Here is an 18,052-nt window from a genome sequence, read left to right as displayed (position 1 = left end):
ATGCCCCCGTCGATGTCTTCACAACCCCGCCAAAGCGGGCCGCCGCTATTGGCCTCTTATGGGGCTGCGCCAAACGATGAAATGCTGTTCCCGGACGGCACGGTCAAGCCGGTCTGGGCGGCGTTTTATGATCATCTCAGCAACCTATCCCCCGATGCGTTGACAACGCGGTTTTCGCGGGGCGATCAGTATCTGCGCGATGCGGGTGTGCTGTTTCGCCAATACGACGATTCCCTGTCAACCGAGCGCGAATGGCCGTTCAGCCATGTGCCCGTGATCCTGGGCGAAGACGAATGGAAGGTCATCTCGGAAGGTCTGATCGAACGGGCGAACCTGCTGGAATATGTCTTGCGGGATTTTTATGGTGACAATGAATTGGTCGCCAATGGTCAATTGCCCGCCAAACTGCTGAGCCAGAACCCCGCGTGGCTGCGCCCGATGGTGGGTGCCGGCAAAAATGCGGAGCATTTGCTGAACAGTCTGTCGTTCGAGATTGGCCGCGGGCCGGATGGTAAATGGTGGGTAATCAGCGATCTGGTCGAGGCCCCCTCGACCGTGGGCTTTGCCATCGAGAACCGGATCGCCACCAGTCGCGTTTTCCCCAATTTCTTTGCGCGGGCCAACATCCTGCGCCTTGCCGGGTTCTTCCAGAGTTTCCAGCAGCAGTTGATGGATATCAAAGGCCGCACGGATGGCGAGGTGGCGCTGCTGTCGCCCGGCACCATGAACCAGAATTACGCCGAACATTCCTATCTGGCGCGATATCTGGGCCTGTTACTCGTCGAAGGCGAAGACCTGATCGTCAAGGATGGCAAGGCCATGGTGCGCACCGTTGCGGGGCCGAAACCCGTAAGCCTGCTCTGGAGCCGCCTGCCCAGCAGTATGTTCGATCCTTTGGAGCTTGACCCGACCTCGATGTTGGGCACCGCCGGTCTGGTTGATGCGATCCGCAGCGGTGCATTGAAGACTGTGAATATGGTCGGCGCAGGTGTGCTGGAAACCCGTGCTTTGATGGCGTTCTTTCCCCGCATCGCACGGGCGCATCTGGGGCGTGCCCTTGCGCTGCCCAATATCGCGACATGGTGGTGCGGGCAGGACAGCCAACGCGATCACGTCGTCGCCAACAGCGACCGGATGATGGTGGGGGATGCATTCTCTACCGTGCCCTTGATGGCAGACCCGCATACGACGCATTTTGGTCAGTCCGGCGATGGCCCCGGCAAGCAGCGGCTTGCTGACTTGATGAAGGACAACGGGCATAACCTTGTCGGGCAAGAGGCCGTAACGTTGTCGACGACGCCAGTCTGGGAGGACGGGCGCTTGGTGCCGCGCCCGATGTGTATCCGCATTTCCCTCGGACGCACAGAAGACGGATGGGCTGTAATGCCCGGCGGCTATGCGCGGATCAGCGCGGGCAGTGATGCCAAGGCGCTTGCGATGCAGCGTGGTGGTCTGGTGTCGGATGTCTGGGTCACCAGCGCAAAGAAAGTTGAGACGCCGAGCTTACTGTCGGTTTCGAAGAACGCGGTGACCCGTAGTCTGACCCATGACGTGCTGCCCAGCCGTGCGGCCGACAATTTGTTCTGGACGGGCCGCTATGTGGAGCGCGCCGAGCACAATATGCGCATCTTCCGTGCGTATTTCGCGCGGATCGCGGATGGGATCGAGCATAGCGGGAACAGCCCGACCTTTATGCGCAAGCAACTGCTGGGCGGCGTGGCACCCAATGCGACTGATATTGCCGCCCAATTTGGCGAACCGTTGGCGCTGGCGCTGCAATCGGCCTTAAGGATCAGTGACCGGTTTTCGCCAGACGGGATGATGGCCCTACGCGGCCTTGTCAGCCATGCCAAGGCGCTTGATGCGCGGCCGGTCGCGCTGGACGATACGCCTGTCGAGATCAGCAGTCTGCTGCGCCAGATCACAGGGTTTGCCGGGCTTGTGCACGAGAATATGTACCGTTCTGACGGCTGGCGGTTTCTGAGTATCGGCATCTCGTTGGAGCGCGCGGCAAATATGTGCGATTTACTGGCGGCCTGTCTGTCTGCGGACCGCACCCTTGGCGCACTTGATCTGGCATTGGAGATCGGGGACAGCATCGTATCGCACCGGACCCGTTTCCAAATCGCCGCATCGCCTGCGTCGGTTGCAAACCTGCTGGCACTTGATCCGCAGAATCCAAGGGCGGTACGCTATCACATCAGCCGCACCAAGGATCACATTGCTAATCTGCCTGCGCAAGTCGAGGGCCATGTTATGAGCCGTGTCGCACGGCAAATTCTGTTGCTGGATACGCATCTGGCGACCAGTACCGCCTCCGAGATTTCGCCCGATATGTTGAAAGAGGTCAAACACGACATCTGGGCCATTTCGGACGCCCTGAATGCTTCGCATCTGGCCTGACCATGATCTACAGCATCCGCCTGACCATCGCGCATTACTATCATCACCCCGCAGCCAACAGCCGCCATCTGGTGCGGGTGTTGCCCAGAACGCTTGCGCGGCGGCAGAAGTTGACAACCCATCTGCTTGAGGTTTCGCCCGAGCCGGACGAACGCCGCGATGCAGTCGACTTTTTTGGCAATGCGGTCATGACATGTAGCCATGGCGACAGACACGCAGAGATGTCGATCCGGCTTTCGTGCCATGTAGAAATGCTGCCCCCGCCGAAATGGCAGGACCTGTCACCAGATTTGGCCTATTTGCGCAAAATACATGACCAACTGACCGACCTCAGCTCCGGCTCGCCGCTGCATTTTCTCGGGCCAACCCCGCGCCTGAAAGCCAATACGTCGATCCAGGAGTTTGCCCGCGACCTTTTTGATCCAAATGCTAGTACGGCGGATCATGTAATCAGGATCGGCAAAGCCCTTCATGATGCCATGACCTTCGACGCTGCTGCGACCACGGTGGATACCGATGCGGCGGAGGCCTTTCGGTTGCGCCGGGGCGTGTGCCAGGATTTTACCCACATCATGATCCTTGCCTTGCAGGCGCTCGGCGTTCCAGCAGGGTATGTCAGCGGGTATTTGCGCACCTTGCCTCCGCCGGGCGGTGTCAAGCTTGAGGGCGCGGATGCGATGCATGCCTGGGTGCGGGCATGGTGCGGGCCGGATCAGGGCTGGATCGAGTATGACCCCACCAATGCAACTTTGGTGGGGAGTGACCATATTGTTGCCGGATACGGGCGAGACTATTCTGATGTCTCGCCGGTGCGCGGTCACTTGCGATCCTCTGGGGGGCAGAAGAATACGCAAGCCGTTGACGTGGCAATCGTCAGCTAGGGTCAGGCACGCTGCACATCGACGGATTGTTCTTGCAAGTTCAACGCGCCGTATGAGGTCAGAAATGACGCATCGGCTGCGTCACGTCCAACGCATATGCGCACAATTTCGTCCGGTGCGGCCATATCGGTCGGATCGAGCAAATGCCAGGCTCCCTCAAGGAATACCTCGACCACCGCGTGGAAATCCTGCGGTGTCACATCCGGCCCATAGGCACTCACAAAACGCGCCGGAACGCCTGCGGCACGCAGCAAGGAAATCAGCACATGGGCATAGTCGCGGCAGACCCCGCGCAGGGCGGAGAAACTGTCTGTTGCCGTGGTACCCGCATCGCTGACGGAATTGTCATAGGTCAGATTCTGCGCCACCCAGTCGCGCATGGCCATCACCCGCGCGCCGCCCGACAGCCCACCGAACTGACTGGCGGTGAAATCAAGGAAAAGGTCGGATTGGCAGTACCGCGAGGGCATCAGATACTGGATCACGGAACCGGCCAGTTGATGACGCGGGGTTTCTTCGAGCGCACTTAGATCGGCAGCGGTGCGGCTGACCTCGAATTGAGCTTTGTACTGGCAGTCCAGCTGGTTTTTGACCGAAATCCATCTGCGCATACCAACGGTATCTTCCCCCTCGAACATCCGCACATCCGTTCCTGACATCAGCAGGAAACGCGGATCATCGCAGCGTTGTGCGCTGTCGGTGGTAGGTTCGATTTGCAAAAGCGCATCGCAGGCCTGCAGCGCAGCATAGACAAGAGACACTGTTACATCGAGCAACATGGAATAACTCCGGGTAAGGGGGTGGAGAGCCTGTGGGGTGTGATCGCGGGCCTTGCCTTCCCGTAGCGAAACACTTCGACAACCGCAAAGCGATTTGTCCGGGGGGGTGTCAGCTGCGCGTCGACAATCCTTAGCTAGTGCGGCTTGCCACCAGTGCAAGGCAGTCGCCGATCTTGATTAATCCCGGAATATGCCGTGCGGTCAGAACGCCGTCCCGCTGTGCTGTGCACAAGCAGGGTGCAACGCCACTGCGGTCTGCAGGCCATATTCGCGCGATAGCTTGCCCTTTCGCAACGTCAGCGCCAAGATCATGCAGGTATTCGACCAACCCCGCCTCTTCTGCAAAGGCGAAACAGCTGTCATCGGGCATGTCGAGCTGGGCGCTGGGGGCGCTGTCGACCTCACCTTGGGTAATGCCCGCATGGATCAGCAGATTGCGGATGCCTTTGCGGGCAATCGCCACGCTCCGGGCGGTGGCGGTGCCTGCGCCACCCAGTTCGGTGGTGACAAAGACCTTGCCCTGACGCTCTACCTCGGTGTCGAACATGCCGACATTGTCGATCTCCAACATGCGAACGGAAAACGGCGCGTTGAAAGCTTGCATCGCCGCCATGCAGGCGGCCTCTTGTTCCTTATCATCCAGCACATGAGCAGCGGCGAACGGCAGGAAATCCAACGTCTTGCCGCCTGAATGGAAATCCAGAACCAGATCGGCCAGTGGCACCAATTGCGTGGCAATGTAGTGGCACAGCTTTTGCGTCACGGTCCCATCCGGACGACCCGGAAAACTGCGGTTCATATTGGCCCCGTCAATGGGCGAACAACGGGTGCCAGCGGCAAAGGCAGGCTGGTTCATCATCGGCAGAATGATGACCCGCCCGGTGACGTCTTCTGCCGACAGGGTGGCCGCAAGTTCTTGCAGGGCAATCGGTCCCTCGTATTCATCGCCGTGGTTCGCGCCTGTCAGCAGCGCCGTCGGCCCCTGCCCGTTTGCAATCACCGTGATAGGCACCATGACAGAGCCCCATGCACTGTCATTGCGACTGTGAGGGAGTTTCAGGAAACCGTGATGCACACCCTCCACATCCAGTGGAATAGTCGGTTTGATGGGGTTGTCGGTCATGCTTTTACCCATAGTTCACGGGGCGTTGTGCATAGGCACTCAAAGCCCTCTTCGGTGATCAGAATAGGCTCCGTAATCTCAAGTCCGCCGTCGTCAAGCCAGAGCGCAGGCATGAAATGAAAGGTCATGCCGGGTTCCAGAACCGTGGTGTCGCCACGCCGGAAAGAGATCGTTCGTTCGCCCCAATCGGGGGGATAGCTGATGCCTATGGCATAGCCACAGCGGCTGTCCTTGCTAAAGCCGGCCTTGTTGAGTGTGGCATTGAAGGCATTGGCGATGTCCTGGGCCTGATTGCCCGGTTTGGCCTGCGCAAGCCCCGCTTCGATCGCGTCCAGCACGGCGTTTTCGGCATCCCGAAACTTTTGCGGTACTTCGCCCAGAAACAGCGTGCGCGATTGCGGACATTGATAGCGGCGGTGCGCGCCTGCGATCTCGAAAAACGTGGCCTCCCCAGTCTGCATCGGACGGTCATCCCATGTCAGGTGGGGCGCGGTTGCATCCAGTCCCGAAGGTGCCATCGGCACAATGGCCGGGTAATCGCCCCAGAACCCGTCCGCCCCCCGGATGCCGGTGGCATAAATTTCGGCGATCAGATCATTTTTGCGCATGCCGGGTTCGGCAAGCTCAAGAATTCGGGCGTGCATCGCTTCAACGATCCGGGCCGCGCGGCGCATGTATTCGATCTCGCGTTCGGATTTGATGGCGCGTTGCCAGTTTACCAGCCCCGTTACATCCGACAGCGTCGCCTGCGGCAGGCCGCCAGCCAGTGCGACATGGGCGGCGGCGGAATAGTAATAGTTGTCCATCTCGACACCGATGCGGGCGTTTTCCAATCCCAACTCGGTCAAGAGGGTCGCCAGTTCCTGCATCGGGTGTTTGTCGGGGTTTTGCACAAAGGTATCGTCATAGCCGCGGATGTGATCGGCACCGGTCATAAAGACCGTCCGCGCTGCCCCCAGCGCATCCATCGCCCGGCCCCACCAGACTGGATCGCCCGAATGGGTCAGGATCACCCCTTGATAGACATAGAAGGACCACCCGTCGTACCCCGTCAGCCAGGACATATTCGAGGGATCGCAAACGACAATCGCGTCGAGACCCCGTGCCTCCATCGCCACGCGGGTCTTGGCGATCCGGCGGGTGTACTCGGCTGTGGTGAAGTTCTTTTCAAATGTCGTCATGGTTTGTCCCTCGTACCACAGCGGCTGCGTCCCACTGGAAATGGTCTTGCGTTTGAGTGCAATTGACAAGCGGTCTTTGACGCTCGTCTTTCTGAATGGTGTGTCACCCCGCCTTGGGGGGTGGTCGGAGAGGGTGAAATAGACTAGCGATTTGGAGGACCAACGCGTGCGATGAATAAAGGAGCAACAGATGAACAAGGCCTTGACCAACGATCAGCTGACCCAATGGGACCACGATCATTTCTTTCACGCATCCACACATCTGGCGCAATTCGCCCGCCATGACATCAGCAACCGGATCATCACAGATGCCAAAGGCGTTTATATCACCGACCGCGAGGGCAAGCGTTCGCTTGATGCTTTTGCCGGTCTTTATTGCGTAAACGTAGGCTACGGCCATGCCGAGATCGCAGATGCCATCGCGGAACAGGCGCATGAGCTGGCCTATTACCATTCCTACGCCGGACACGGGACCGAGGCGTCGATTACCCTATCGCGGATGATTGCGGAACGGGCTCCTGAAGGCATGAACCACGTCTACTACGGGATGAGCGGGTCGGATGCGAACGAGACCAACATCAAACTCGTCTGGTATTACAACAACGTGCTGGGACGGCCCGAGAAGAAAAAAATTATCTCGCGCTGGCGCGGCTATCATGGCTCAGGACTGATGACCGGCTCGCTGACTGGACTTGATCTGTTCCACCGCAAGTTTGACCTGCCTTTGGCAGGCGTGCTGCACACCGAAGCGCCCTATTTCTATCGCCGTCCCGACCGCGATATGGACGAGGCCGCGTTTACTGCCGATTGCGTGGCCAAGCTGGAAGCCCTGATTGCCCGCGAGGGGGCCGATACAATCGCCGCCTTTATCGGAGAGCCGGTGCTGGGCACAGGCGGGATTGTCCCGCCGCCCGAAGGCTACTGGCCCGCGATCCAGGAGGTACTGGACCGGCACGACATATTGTTGATTGCAGATGAAGTTGTGACCGGCTTTGGACGCTTGGGCACCATGATGGGGTCTGATCATTACGGCATCCGGCCTGATCTGATGACAATCGCCAAGGGACTGACCTCGGCCTATGCGCCGCTGTCGGGGTCGGTGGTGTCAGACAAAGTCTGGGCTGTGCTGGAGCAAGGCACAGATGAATTCGGCCCCTTCGGCCATGGCTGGACCTATTCCGCGCATCCCATTGGTGCTGCGGCGGGGGTGGCGAACCTGAAGCTGCTGGACCGGCTTGATCTTGTCGCCAATGCGGGCAGTGTCGGTGCCTATCTGAACAGCGCAATGCAGGAGGCTTTGGGCGATCATGCCCATGTGGGCGAAGTACGCGGTGCCGGAATGCTCTGCGCGGTTGAATTGGTCAAAGACCGCGAAGATCGTGCGTTTTTCGATGCGGGCGATAAGGTCGGACCGCGTGTGGTCGCAGCCATGCTGGAGCGGGGGGTGATCGCCCGGGCCATGCCACAGGGCGATATTCTGGGTTTTGCCCCGCCCTTTTTGCTGACCAAAGAAGAAGCCAATATCGTGGTGGCTGCCACCCGTGACGCGGTGGCCGAGGTGCTTGGGTAAGTTCTCAATCAGCGGCTACGTGCAGGCGTAAAAGGTGGCGTGAGCGCGGCTTGGTGGTCGCGCTTTGGCCCTGTCCTTGTCTTGACGCAGCCATATTCCGCGCATAGCCAAAAGCCTGCAACAAACTGACGGCTGCTATGAACGAGACCGATCCCAAACCCCGCTCGCGTCATGCGAAGATGTTTGAACTGCTGCGGCAATCGAAACCGCGAAGACCAAATGCGGCGCAAAGGGCGGTTCAGGAAAAGTATCTGGATGAGAACACAGCTGACAAGATGATCTTGCGCGGGCTTTCATCGCTTCGTCCTTTGGGTGACACCGGCAAGATCGGGAAAAAGCCTGCTCGGCGCTCCCCGTCTTTCTCGATCCGCACCAAAGACGACTAAGCTCAGCGCGGCACGCTTTTCGGATTGTCGAATAGATTTTTCTGGAATCAGAACGGCCATACTATCTATGGCCGAACCTTCGGGGTCTTGCGCGGTCACTTCTTCATGCGATAGCGCTAGAATTTAATAGAAAGGCTCCGCATTGAGGCCGACCGTAATGGCCCCGATGACACTGCCTGTCTCAGGATCGGTCACGGCAAAGGACACCTGACCCTGATAGGTCTGGGAGCTTTCATCCAGTTCGATGTCGCCGATGTACACCGCGCCGGAACCCCTGGCGAATGTTTCGGTGAATTTGGCTTCGTCCCCCTGCCAATAGTCCGAGGTCATATCGCTGGCCGCGACGTTCAGGCCGTAGCGGTCCATGACAAAGACCTCTGTGATGCGGCCATTCGATTCCGACTGGCGGCTGCGCAGAAAGTCGGAGAGCGGTGCATTCAGGACGGCGTTGACTGTGGGCCTGTCGGTCTCACCGATCTCCGTCCGCCAGATGCCGTCGCGGGCGATGATCTCGGTCTGGTTCAATTCGCCTATGCTTCGGTTTTGCGCGGAAATGGCCTGCACAATTTGGTCGTTGTTTACCCATGCCATCAGATCCCCATAGATATATTGCGACATTGCCGGAGGCACTTCGGCAGCATGGGCTGAAGGGGCCGCGAAGAGCGTAAAGGCAAGAAGCGTTTTTCTGAGCATGACCGTTCCTTTTGATCTCAAACTATGGTGGCCGCAGCCTATGCTTGAAATCTTTAAGGGGCGGTGAATTCGGGCTGTCTCAGTCTGTGTCGGCCCCCGCCAGATCGCCGCGAAAGCCGGTGGCGACAACGAACTTTTCCGAACTGTCCGCCCTGCTGGAGGGCGGCTTGATGTTGTGAACCTTGGTAAAGCGTTGTTTCAAAAGCTTTTGGAGGTCTCCTTCCGCGCCACCCGCGAGAACCTTTGCAACAAAGGTGCCGCCATCATCCAATACATCAAATGCAAAGTAAGCCGCCGCCTCGCAGAGCGCGATGATCTTAAGGTGGTCGGTCTTTTTGTGTCCTGAAGATGAGGCCGCCATGTCCGACATCACCACATCGGCCTTGCCACCCAGCCATTCCTTGACCTGATCGTCCGCACCTTCATCCATGAAGTCGAGCACATGTAGCTCGCAGCCGGCAATCGGCTCCATTTCTTGCAGATCGACGCCCAGAATGGTGCCAACCGCCTTGCCGCCGCGTTCACCCAGAATGTTGGCGCGTTTGACCGCGACCTGACACCAGCCCCCCGGTGCAGCACCCAGATCGACAATTCGTGCGCCCGGCACCAGAAAACGGAACTTGTCGTCCAGCTCCATGATTTTGAACGCCGCCCTGCCCCGGTACCCTTCAGCCTTGGCGCGTTTGACATAGGGATCATTCAACTGCCGCTGCAACCAGCGTGTGGAGCTGGTGGTGCGCCCGCGTGCGGACTTGACCTTGACCTTCAGGTCACGCTGGCCGCGCCCCGATGTGTTCTTACCTGTCGGTGTCTTGCCCATCTCAGTACATTCCTTCTTCCAGCACACCATCGGCGCTCATTTGTGCATAAAGCAGACCCTCACGCAGGCCCCTGTCGGCGACGCTAAGCCGGTCGGTGGGCCAGCAGCGCATCAGCGCCTGCAAGATTGCCGCTCCTGACATGATCAAGGCTGCCCGGTCCGTGCCAATGCGCGGGTCCGAACGTCTGCCCCCCGGTCCCATCGCAAGATAGGAATGGATCACTTTGTCGATCTGGTCCGAAGTCATGCGCAAGCCGTCGATCTTGGTTCGGTCATAGCGTTTCAGTCCCAGATGACTTGCCGCGACAGTGGTCACAGTGCCAGATGTGCCGACGATCTGGAACCGCTCTTGGGGTTGTGCGGATTGATAAGGCGTGAAGTCTTGGAGGTTCTCTTCAAAGAACCACGACATCAGGGCAAACCGTGCGGCATCGTCTTCGACGTCGAAAAATTGATCGCGCAGCGTGGCGACCCCCAAGGGAACCGAGATCCAGTCGACCACCTTGGCGGCCGGTATGTCGCTTGCAGTTTGATCAAAGCCCGAGTGCAACCGCATGATGGATTGTGCGCGGTCGGCCTTGGGTACTTTCGAGATGTCGATCCAGACCAGTTCGGTTGATCCGCCGCCGATATCTACCACAAGTAAGTTTTCGGTCTTGCGGCTGACCAGCGGCGCACAGGAAATCACCGCAAGCTGGGCTTCTTCCTCCGGCTTGATGATGTCGAGCGTCAGCCCGGTTTCACGCTGGATGCGGCGCATGAAATCCGCGCCGTTCAACGCGCGGCGGCAAGCCTCGGTCGCCACAAGGCGCATCCTTTTGACCTTGTTGCGGCGCAGCTTCTGCTGGCAGATGCGCAATGCTTGGAGGGTGCGCGTCATGGACCCGCGCGACAAGCGCCCGGTTTTCTCGAGCCCTGCCCCCAATTGGACGGACTTCGAGAAGCTGTCCACCACATGAAATCCGCTGCCCTTTGGCTGGGCGATCAACATGCGGCAGCTATTTGTGCCCAGATCGAGGGCCGCGTATAGCTCGGACGATCTGGGCGGAACTGGCGCGGGGCTCAGAGCCGACTGTTTGTCCTTATCGAGCGCGCCCGCACCTTTGGGACGCTGTGGCGCCATGGTTCGCGCCTTTCATTTCGAGTTGTCCCCACGCTACTCGGGCCGGTGGTCGCACGCAAGCGGCAAGGCGTCGCGGCGGACGGGTAATTTGTGGCAGACCTCACAATGAATGTGAGAATTATGGGCGGCTGCGCCCCTCGCGGTTCCGGGCTGTGGTCGCTAACCTGCATAGTGTCAGCACAGGGGTCGCGGAAAGCCCCTGTGAAGTCGAAAAACGGCACAGCGCGGCAGCCTTCAACGGTTAGACCGATGAAAGACAGGCGAGGAATCATCCGATGGTCGATGTGACAATAGTGTACTGGCGCGACATTCCCGCTCAGGTGATTGTGGGTAAGGGCCGTCGCGGCTCCAAACGCCCCCTGCCAGAGCGGTTTGAGCAGGCCATCGACCGGGTTGCGATGCGCATCGGGGCGCAGGACAGCGACGCCTATATGGCCGATTGGCGCAAGGCGGAGCCGTTCAGCATCGAAGGTGATGCTGATGCCGTGGCGGATGCCGAAGCCCTGAGGCTCGATGCCGAATACGACAAAGAACGTTTGAAAACGCTGATCGACAACGATGGTCGGGCCTAAGGCCTGCCGCTCATGATGAAGGACACCCTCATGGCATTGCTGAATTTCCGCCGCAAAGAGCCGCCTGCCCCGACCACGACCCCCGAGATCGAGAGCTTTCTGCAAGATTACTCGATCGAGGTGATGCCCCGCACCGCAGAAAAGGTCGAGGATTTCACCGCGCTTTTGCCCGCCGGCACCTGCGTCTACATCGCCCATATCGAAGGTACGCCGATCGAGGATATGGTCGCCACGGCAAAGCGGCTGAATGCCGATGGCTACAAGGTCATGCCGCACTTCCCGGCGAGGATTATCAAGGACCGCGCTACGCTGGCCAATTGGATCGCCATGTATCAAGGCGAAGCGGATGTGAAGCAGGGATTGCTGTTGGCAGGTGGTGTCACCACGCCCCACGGCGATTTTAGCGACTCCATGCAGTTGATGGAAACGGGCCTGTTTGACGAAGCGGGCTTTGAGCGTCTGCATGTGGCGGGCCACCCCGAAGGCAACCGCGACATCGATCTGGACGGCACCCGCCTCAAGGTCGATAATGCTCTGCGTTGGAAAAATGAATTCCAGACCCGTACCGATGCCAAGATGGCCATCGCCACGCAATTCGCGTTCGATGCGCAGCCGATCATCGAATGGGCCGACAGTCTGAAACACGCGGGCATCACCCTGCCCGTGCACATTGGCATCGCGGGCCCCGCCAAATTGCAAACGCTGATCAAATTCGCCATTGCCTGCGGTGTTGGCCCCTCGCTGAAAGTGTTGCAAAAGCGGGCAATGGATGTGACCAAGTTGCTGCTGCCCTACGAGCCGACGGAGGTTGTCGCAGAACTGGCCGCGCACAAGGCCGCGCGCCCTGATTTCAACATCAGCCACGTGCATTTCTTCCCCCTTGGCGGTATCAAGACCAACGCCAATTGGGCAATTGAGAACGGCGGCAGCTCTGCCGTTCCCGCACAGCCCGCCGCCTGAAACACATCTGTCCGAGGACTTTCCCTGAATGACCCGCACCATTATCGAATCCAAAACCAAAACCGCCGTTATCGGCTTTGACGAGCCGTTCTGCGTTATCGGCGAGCGGATCAATCCGACGGGCCGCAAGATCCTGGCCGAAGAGTTGGAGCGCGGCGATTATTCCCGCGTGGAGTTCGATGCGGTGGCACAGGCCAACGCGGGCGCCACGGTGCTGGACGTTAACTCGGGCGCAGTGTTTTCGAACAAAATGGCCGAAGATGCGCGGTACGCTGACAACAACTTTGTCGAGCCGATGTTGATGCCCGAGATGATCAAACGGGTGCAGGCCGTGACCGACACGCCCCTGTGCATCGACAGCTCGGTCCCCGGTGCGCTTGAGGCGGGCCTGCAAGCCTGCGAAGGCCGCCCGCTGCTGAACTCGGTCACGGGTGAGGAAGAACGGCTGGAAATGGTGTTGCCGCTGGTCAAGAAGTACAATGTGCCTGTTGTCGCGATCTCGAACGACGATACCGGTATTTCCGAAGACCCCGATGTGCGCTTTGCCGTGGCAAAGCTGATTGTGGAACGGGCAGCGGATTTCGGCATTCCCGCGCATGATATCGTGGTGGACCCACTGGTGATGCCCATCGGCGCAATGGCGACGGCAGGCCATCAGGTCTTTACGCTGGTGCGTCGTTTGCGTGAGGAGTTGGGCGTGAACACGACCTGCGGCGCGTCCAATATTTCTTTCGGATTGCCCAACCGTCACGGCATCAATAACGCGTTCTTGCCCATGGCGATGGGAGCCGGCATGACCTCCGCCATCATGAATCCCGTCGCCTTGCCGATCAATGCGACCAAGATCGCTGAGAAGAAGGCCGAGCTGGAAGCCTTGGGCGTGGTTCTGCCCGAAGGCATGGACGACGAAGCTTTTGTGCAATTGTTTGGCATGGGCAGCACGATGCCGCGTCCGGGCAAGGAGATGGAGGCGATCCGCGCGGCAAACTTTTTGTTCGACCGCGATCCTCATGGCGGAGAATGGATCAAATTCAACAAGGTTGCGCCGAAAGCAGGTCAGGAAGGCCGGGGTCGCGCAGGCCGCAAAGGGGGTCGCCGCCGCGGTTAAAGACCCACTATTTTGCAAGAAACGAGGCCTCTGCTGTTGGCGGAGGCCTTTTGTTTGCCCCCCAATCCGACCCAGTTTTGCGAATTGCCTGAACATGTGCAGGCAGTAACCCAGAATTAACGTCAATCCCCCTAGAACAGCCCCAGTCCCCAACTGCGGAGCGTTCATATGACTATTGGTCACCCTTTCAATTCCCAGGCGCGCAATGACTGAGCCGGTGGTGCTTGAAGGCAAGCTGGATGTCAGTGCCGTGGGTGCGTTGCACGCTAAACTGGTTGAGCTTATGGGTCAGGAGATCATCCTAGACTTCGGCGCGGTCAGTCAGATCGGCGCGCTATGTTTGCAGTCCTGCCTCGCGGCAGCCCGTAGTGCAAAAGCAGCAGACCTCCCGTTCTCTATCATCAATGTACCCGATGCTGTGTTTGAACAGATGGCGGTGATGGGATTCAGCCCCGAAACACTTGCGGAAGGTGCCGTATGAGCCTTGAAATACTAGCCGTCGATGACAGCCGAACGATGCGCGACATGATCCGTCTGGCGCTGCTGCCATCAGGGTTTACGGTGCACACCGCCGATGATGGTGTCCACGGGATCGAGGTACTGGAAGGTATTCAACCGGACGCGATTATCACCGACATCAACATGCCACGTATGGACGGTTTCGGTTTCATCGATGCGGTACGCGAGCAGGACAAGCATAGGGGCACGCCGATCCTTGTCCTGACAACCGAAGCTGCCCCCGAATTGAAGAAACGCGCTCGCGACGCAGGGGCCACCGGATGGATCGTAAAGCCGTTCGATCCGGAAAAGCTGGTTAAGGCTTTGCAGATGGTTGCAGGATAGGGTCCGGTTATGAGCGAAGAAAATGATCCAATGGCTGAAATCCGCGCCTCATTCTTTATTGAGTGTGAGGAGTTGCTGGAAGCGTTGCAAGATGGCCTGCAAACCATCGATGACGGTGCCGCTGATTCCGAAACGATCAATGTGGTATTTCGCGCGGTTCATTCTATCAAGGGCGGCGCTGGCGCCTTTGGCCTTGAAGCGCTCGTCCGGTTTGCGCACCGTTTTGAGACAGTACTGGATGAGGTGCGTGCAGGTCGCCTTACGATTGATGACGAGGCGCTCAAGGTTTTCTTTCAAGCTGCCGACCATGTCTCAGACCTCGTGCGCATCTGTCGCGATGGTGCCGACGCGCCCGATGCCGAAACCGCCGTTCTGATTGGTGCGCTGGACCAGTTCTTGGGCGATACGGTACCGGAAGAAGACGCCGAAGAGCCCGAGATCGAATTTGCGCCCATGGGCCTGAGCCTCGATCTTGACCTGAGTGATGCTTCGGATGAGACAGAGGCTGCTTGCCCCGATCTCGACGCGCTGCCGCCGCCGCCGGACTTTGGCGCGCCCACAGGTGATACCGCCTACACGATCACGTTCATACCGCAGGCCGAAATGTTCGAGACGGGCAATGAACCGGCATTGCTGCTCCGCAATTTGAGCCAGATGGGCGACCTGAAGGTAACATGTGATGCATCCACCCTGCCCGATTTGGACAAGATCACGCCCGAAGTCCCGCACCTAAGCTGGACAATCCACCTGCAAACCGATGTTGAAGAGGCCGAAATCAGATCGATCTTCGAGTTTGTCGAAGGCCTGTGTGTTCTCGAGATAGCGCGCGAGACGGGCGATGGGGGATCAGATGGAGACACTACGGATGAGACACCCGTCTCGCCCATTGTCGATATATCCAGCGAAACTGTAAATACGCCCCCCCCAGCCCGGCCGCCTGATCCGCCCCAAGCCCCAACTGCGCCGAAACCGGCACAGGCCGCCGCGCCGAATCCAGCCGAACCAAGCCAACCTGCGCGGGCCGCAACTGCCCCGACGGCTGCAAAATCCGTGGTGCGTGTGGATCTGGACCGCATCGAACGGCTGGTCAATCTGGTCGGTGAACTGGTGATCAATCAGGCCATGCTCAGCCAAAGCCTCGAGCAATCGGGCCTGTCGCCTCATTCTGATGCAATGAGCGGGCTGGAGGAATTTCAACGCCTGACCCGCGACATACAAGATAGCGTAATGATGATCCGGGCGCAGCCGGTCAAATCTCTGTTCCAGCGTATGTCGCGGATTGTGCGGGAATCTTCTGCAGCCGTCAGCAAGGATGTGCGCCTGAACGTGATTGGTGAAGGCACCGAAGTCGATAAAACCGTGATTGAACGTCTAGCTGACCCGCTTACACATATGATCCGGAATGCAGTGGATCACGGCCTTGAAACGCCGGAAAAACGGATTGCGGCCGGCAAACCGGCGCAAGGTCAAATCAACCTGTCCGCTGCGCATCGCTCCGGGCGGGTGGTGATCGAGATTTCCGACGATGGCGCGGGGATCAACCGACCGAGGGTCTTGCAGATTGCCATCGACAAAGGGCTGATCCCCGCTGACGCGCAACTCAGCGATACTGAAATCGACAATCTTCTGTTTCTTCCGGGTTTTTCAACGGCTTCTGTCGTGTCCGACCTATCGGGCCGCGGTGTCGGCATGGATGTGGTGCGCACCTCAATCCAGGCGCTCGGGGGGCGCATTACCATCACCTCCAATCCCGGCGAAGGCAGCACATTTTCTATTTCTTTGCCGCTCACATTGGCGGTTCTGGATGGCATGGTGATTAAGGTCGCCGGTGAAACGTTGGTGCTGCCCCTCAACCTTGTGGTCGAGACACTGACGCTTTCAAACCAGGACGTCCAGATGGTGCGCCCGGGCAATCAGGTGATTGAAGTCCGCAGTGGCTTTGTCCCTCTTTTCGACTTGGGTGCTTCCTTGGGCTACCGTGAGCCATTGCAGAATTTCGACGGTGCAGTTGTCCTGTTGATCGCGCAGGAGGATGAAAGCTGCACGGCCTTGCTGATCGATAACATCCTCGACCAGCGTCAAGTGGTGATCAAGGGATTAGACGATAGCTTTCACCGCGCGCCCGGCATCGCTGCCGCGACCATCTTGGGTGACGGTCAGATCGCGTTGATCCTCGACCCGAGCGACATGATCGCCAACGCGGGTGCCACCGCCCTTGCCCCCTCACCCCCGCTGAAAACACAAGGAGTTTCCGCATGACCGAGACCGTACTGAGCGCCAATATGGAATTGCTTACCTTCCGGCTGGCCGAGCAGGAATACGCGCTCGACATTATGTCGGTGCGCGAGATCAGAGGCTGGACCCATGCGACACAATTGCCCCACGCACCGGCCTATATGAAAGGGGTGATTAACCTGCGCGGGACCGTTTTGCCGGTCATGGATCTGGGTCTGCGCCTTGGATTGCCGCCGCGCGAGGAAAATGAACGCAACGTGATCATCGTCGTCAAATCCGAGGATGTGATGACCGGTCTGCTGGTCGATGCGGTTTCCGATATCGTGGCAGTCACTGGCGAAGACCTGCAGCCCCCGCCTGAATTGTCATCAGGAGCATCGGAAGGTGTGGTCAGCTCGCTTACCTTGATTGACGAACGCATGATCCGCGTATTGAACCTTGCCGCCACTGTCGGGACCATCGAAAGGACCGCGGCATGAGCACCTCTGCCAGCCAACAGGCTGACCTTGATCCAGCGAGTTTTCGTGCGATTGCAGATCTTGCATATCGGGAAAGCGGCCTGACCCTTGTTCAGGAAAAAAGCTCGATGATCCAGTCGCGGTTACGCCACCGGCTACGCGATTTGGGACTGGCTGATTTTGCAGCTTATTGCAGCTTGGTTCAATCGGATGCGGGTCAGGGAGAACGGCGCAATCTGATTTCGGCTCTCACAACCAACGTGTCACATTTCTTTCGCGAAAGTCACCACTTTGATGTGCTGCGGGCTGAACTCGACCGGCATTTGCCAAAACTGCGGGCCGGAGGGCAATTGCGCATATGGTCGGCGGGTTGCTCCAATGGACAGGAGGCGCTTTCCGCGGCGATGACGCTGCTGGATCACGTTCCTGATGTCGCCCGGCTTGATCTGCGCATTCTGGCAACTGATATCGATCCGGAAGTCGTTCAATTCGCGCGAAAGGCCACCTATCCGGAACGGTTGGTGCGGGGCATTTCGCCGGACATGCTTAAGAAGTATTTTGATCAAACAACCGAAGCAGGTCATGAGCCGAGCTATATCGCCAAGCCGGTTTTAACGGATGTGATCCGAGTGAATGAGCTGAACCTGTTGTCCCCCTGGCCCATGCGCAAGCGCTTTGACATCATCTTTTGCCGGAATGTCGTGATCTACTTCGACCAAAGGACGCAAGAAAAGCTTTGGCCGAGTTTCCTGAATGCACTGGCACCCGATGGCGTCCTTTTACTTGGTCATTCCGAACGGATTGCGGAGCCTGAACGCTATGGGTTCACATGCACAGGACCGACGACTTATCGACCTTGCCACGCGTTGAAATCGACAGCGCGGCCAGAAAAACAAAAGCAAAGCGAGGGATAGAGA

At 58.6% G+C, this 18,052-nt stretch carries 18 protein-coding genes; 12 read left to right on the top strand and 6 right to left on the bottom strand.

All coding sequences use genetic code 11. The annotated features are described in order from the left end of the window. The first annotated feature begins 12 nt into the window (after positions 1–12). Positions 13–2,403: a circularly permuted type 2 ATP-grasp protein gene (locus Z945_RS0115620; RefSeq protein ID WP_241434514.1), complete on the top strand. Its 2,391-nt coding sequence runs from the start codon at positions 13–15 to the stop codon at positions 2,401–2,403. Between the two features lie 2 nt (positions 2,404–2,405). Next, positions 2,406–3,284, top strand: coding sequence for a transglutaminase family protein (locus Z945_RS0115615; protein ID WP_025053037.1), 879 nt, complete (start codon positions 2,406–2,408; stop codon positions 3,282–3,284). 2 nt (positions 3,285–3,286) lie between these two features. Here Z945_RS0115615 and Z945_RS0115610 read toward each other — a convergent pair whose 3' ends face one another. From Z945_RS0115610 to doeA, 3 genes are all read right to left on the bottom strand, one after another. After that, positions 3,287–4,063, bottom strand: coding sequence for a transglutaminase-like domain-containing protein (locus Z945_RS0115610; protein ID WP_025053036.1), 777 nt, complete (start codon positions 4,061–4,063; stop codon positions 3,287–3,289). 130 nt (positions 4,064–4,193) lie between these two features. Then, entirely contained in the window at positions 4,194–5,186 is a 993-nt protein-coding gene (gene doeB, locus Z945_RS0115605; RefSeq protein ID WP_025053035.1) for a N(2)-acetyl-L-2,4-diaminobutanoate deacetylase DoeB, read from the bottom strand. Then, the gene (gene doeA, locus Z945_RS0115600) at positions 5,183–6,367 is read right to left on the bottom strand and encodes an ectoine hydrolase DoeA (protein ID WP_025053034.1); all 1,185 of its coding nucleotides are present in this window, start codon (positions 6,365–6,367) and stop codon (positions 5,183–5,185) included. Before doeA ends, doeB begins: the two co-directional genes overlap by 4 nt. Before the next feature lie 190 nt (positions 6,368–6,557). On the opposite strand from doeA, the gene Z945_RS0115595 reads away from it, so the two are divergent. Beyond that, positions 6,558–7,937, top strand: a complete 1,380-nt coding sequence (locus tag Z945_RS0115595; protein ID WP_037971108.1) for an aspartate aminotransferase family protein — start codon at positions 6,558–6,560, stop codon at positions 7,935–7,937. A 137-nt stretch (positions 7,938–8,074) separates the two neighbouring features. Then, a complete protein-coding gene (locus Z945_RS0115590) occupies positions 8,075–8,323 on the top strand; it encodes a hypothetical protein (protein WP_025053032.1) in 249 nt (82 codons plus the stop codon). A gap of 123 nt (positions 8,324–8,446) precedes the next feature. On the opposite strand, the gene Z945_RS0115585 is transcribed toward Z945_RS0115590, so the two are convergent. From Z945_RS0115585 to Z945_RS0115575, 3 genes are all read right to left on the bottom strand, one after another. Beyond that, a complete protein-coding gene (locus Z945_RS0115585; RefSeq protein ID WP_025053031.1) occupies positions 8,447–9,016 on the bottom strand; it encodes a hypothetical protein in 570 nt (189 codons plus the stop codon). 79 nt (positions 9,017–9,095) lie between these two features. Then, complete coding sequence (locus Z945_RS0115580) at positions 9,096–9,836, bottom strand: RlmE family RNA methyltransferase (protein WP_025053030.1); 741 nt, start codon at positions 9,834–9,836, stop codon at positions 9,096–9,098. Between the two features lies 1 nt (position 9,837). Beyond that, on the bottom strand, positions 9,838–10,959 hold the full coding sequence (locus Z945_RS0115575) for a Ppx/GppA phosphatase family protein (protein WP_025053029.1): 1,122 nt from the start codon (positions 10,957–10,959) through the stop codon (positions 9,838–9,840). Positions 10,960–11,234: 275 nt separating this feature from the next. Here Z945_RS0115575 and Z945_RS0115570 point away from each other — a divergent pair, with 275 nt between their 5' ends. From Z945_RS0115570 to Z945_RS0115535, 8 genes are all read left to right on the top strand, one after another. Further along, a complete protein-coding gene (locus tag Z945_RS0115570) occupies positions 11,235–11,531 on the top strand; it encodes a virulence factor (protein ID WP_025053028.1) in 297 nt (98 codons plus the stop codon). Positions 11,532–11,561: 30 nt separating this feature from the next. Beyond that, the gene (locus Z945_RS0115565; RefSeq protein WP_025053027.1) at positions 11,562–12,491 is read left to right on the top strand and encodes a methylenetetrahydrofolate reductase; all 930 of its coding nucleotides are present in this window, start codon (positions 11,562–11,564) and stop codon (positions 12,489–12,491) included. A gap of 28 nt (positions 12,492–12,519) precedes the next feature. Next, entirely contained in the window at positions 12,520–13,599 is a 1,080-nt protein-coding gene (locus Z945_RS0115560) for a methyltetrahydrofolate cobalamin methyltransferase (protein WP_025053026.1), read from the top strand. A 205-nt stretch (positions 13,600–13,804) separates the two neighbouring features. After that, positions 13,805–14,080: an STAS domain-containing protein gene (locus Z945_RS0115555; RefSeq protein WP_025053025.1), complete on the top strand. Its 276-nt coding sequence runs from the start codon at positions 13,805–13,807 to the stop codon at positions 14,078–14,080. Then, on the top strand, positions 14,077–14,442 hold the full coding sequence (locus Z945_RS0115550; RefSeq protein ID WP_025053024.1) for a response regulator: 366 nt from the start codon (positions 14,077–14,079) through the stop codon (positions 14,440–14,442). Before Z945_RS0115555 ends, Z945_RS0115550 begins: the two co-directional genes overlap by 4 nt. 9 nt (positions 14,443–14,451) lie before the next feature. Then, positions 14,452–16,701 (top strand): chemotaxis protein CheA, encoded by a 2,250-nt coding sequence (locus Z945_RS0115545; protein WP_025053023.1) that lies wholly within the window; start codon positions 14,452–14,454, stop codon positions 16,699–16,701. After that, on the top strand, positions 16,698–17,156 hold the full coding sequence (locus Z945_RS0115540) for a chemotaxis protein CheW (RefSeq protein ID WP_025053022.1): 459 nt from the start codon (positions 16,698–16,700) through the stop codon (positions 17,154–17,156). Before Z945_RS0115545 ends, Z945_RS0115540 begins: the two co-directional genes overlap by 4 nt. Continuing rightward, positions 17,153–18,049 (top strand): CheR family methyltransferase, encoded by an 897-nt coding sequence (locus Z945_RS0115535; RefSeq protein WP_025053021.1) that lies wholly within the window; start codon positions 17,153–17,155, stop codon positions 18,047–18,049. The genes Z945_RS0115540 and Z945_RS0115535 overlap by 4 nt, the downstream gene beginning before the upstream one ends. Positions 18,050–18,052 lie beyond the last annotated feature (3 nt).

Origin of the sequence: Sulfitobacter noctilucae (assembly GCF_000622365.1) — a bacterium.
In the GTDB taxonomy this organism is placed as follows: domain Bacteria; phylum Pseudomonadota; class Alphaproteobacteria; order Rhodobacterales; family Rhodobacteraceae; genus Sulfitobacter; species Sulfitobacter noctilucae.
Note: the sequence above shows the minus strand (reverse complement) of the source record. Positions and strands in the feature narration are given on the sequence as shown.

What these genes read in the sequence shown, in the direction of transcription:
- Z945_RS0115575 (WP_025053029.1), bottom strand. Translation starts at nt 10,959, where the DNA reads ATGGCGCCACAGCGTCCCAAAGGTGCGGGCGCGCTCGATAAGGACAAA.
- Z945_RS0115560 (WP_025053026.1), top strand. Translation starts at nt 12,520, where the DNA reads ATGACCCGCACCATTATCGAATCCAAAACCAAAACCGCCGTTATCGGC.
- Z945_RS0115550 (WP_025053024.1), top strand. Translation starts at nt 14,077, where the DNA reads ATGAGCCTTGAAATACTAGCCGTCGATGACAGCCGAACGATGCGCGAC.
- Z945_RS0115590 (WP_025053032.1), top strand. Translation starts at nt 8,075, where the DNA reads ATGAACGAGACCGATCCCAAACCCCGCTCGCGTCATGCGAAGATGTTT.
- Z945_RS0115545 (WP_025053023.1), top strand. Translation starts at nt 14,452, where the DNA reads ATGAGCGAAGAAAATGATCCAATGGCTGAAATCCGCGCCTCATTCTTT.
- doeB (WP_025053035.1), bottom strand. Translation starts at nt 5,186, where the DNA reads ATGACCGACAACCCCATCAAACCGACTATTCCACTGGATGTGGAGGGT.
- Z945_RS0115610 (WP_025053036.1), bottom strand. Translation starts at nt 4,063, where the DNA reads ATGTTGCTCGATGTAACAGTGTCTCTTGTCTATGCTGCGCTGCAGGCC.
- Z945_RS0115585 (WP_025053031.1), bottom strand. Translation starts at nt 9,016, where the DNA reads ATGCTCAGAAAAACGCTTCTTGCCTTTACGCTCTTCGCGGCCCCTTCA.
- doeA (WP_025053034.1), bottom strand. Translation starts at nt 6,367, where the DNA reads ATGACGACATTTGAAAAGAACTTCACCACAGCCGAGTACACCCGCCGG.
- Z945_RS0115555 (WP_025053025.1), top strand. Translation starts at nt 13,805, where the DNA reads ATGACTGAGCCGGTGGTGCTTGAAGGCAAGCTGGATGTCAGTGCCGTG.
- Z945_RS0115565 (WP_025053027.1), top strand. Translation starts at nt 11,562, where the DNA reads ATGGCATTGCTGAATTTCCGCCGCAAAGAGCCGCCTGCCCCGACCACG.
- Z945_RS0115580 (WP_025053030.1), bottom strand. Translation starts at nt 9,836, where the DNA reads ATGGGCAAGACACCGACAGGTAAGAACACATCGGGGCGCGGCCAGCGT.
- Z945_RS0115595 (WP_037971108.1), top strand. Translation starts at nt 6,558, where the DNA reads ATGAACAAGGCCTTGACCAACGATCAGCTGACCCAATGGGACCACGAT.
- Z945_RS0115615 (WP_025053037.1), top strand. Translation starts at nt 2,406, where the DNA reads ATGATCTACAGCATCCGCCTGACCATCGCGCATTACTATCATCACCCC.
- Z945_RS0115620 (WP_241434514.1), top strand. Translation starts at nt 13, where the DNA reads ATGTCTTCACAACCCCGCCAAAGCGGGCCGCCGCTATTGGCCTCTTAT.
- Z945_RS0115570 (WP_025053028.1), top strand. Translation starts at nt 11,235, where the DNA reads ATGGTCGATGTGACAATAGTGTACTGGCGCGACATTCCCGCTCAGGTG.
- Z945_RS0115535 (WP_025053021.1), top strand. Translation starts at nt 17,153, where the DNA reads ATGAGCACCTCTGCCAGCCAACAGGCTGACCTTGATCCAGCGAGTTTT.
- Z945_RS0115540 (WP_025053022.1), top strand. Translation starts at nt 16,698, where the DNA reads ATGACCGAGACCGTACTGAGCGCCAATATGGAATTGCTTACCTTCCGG.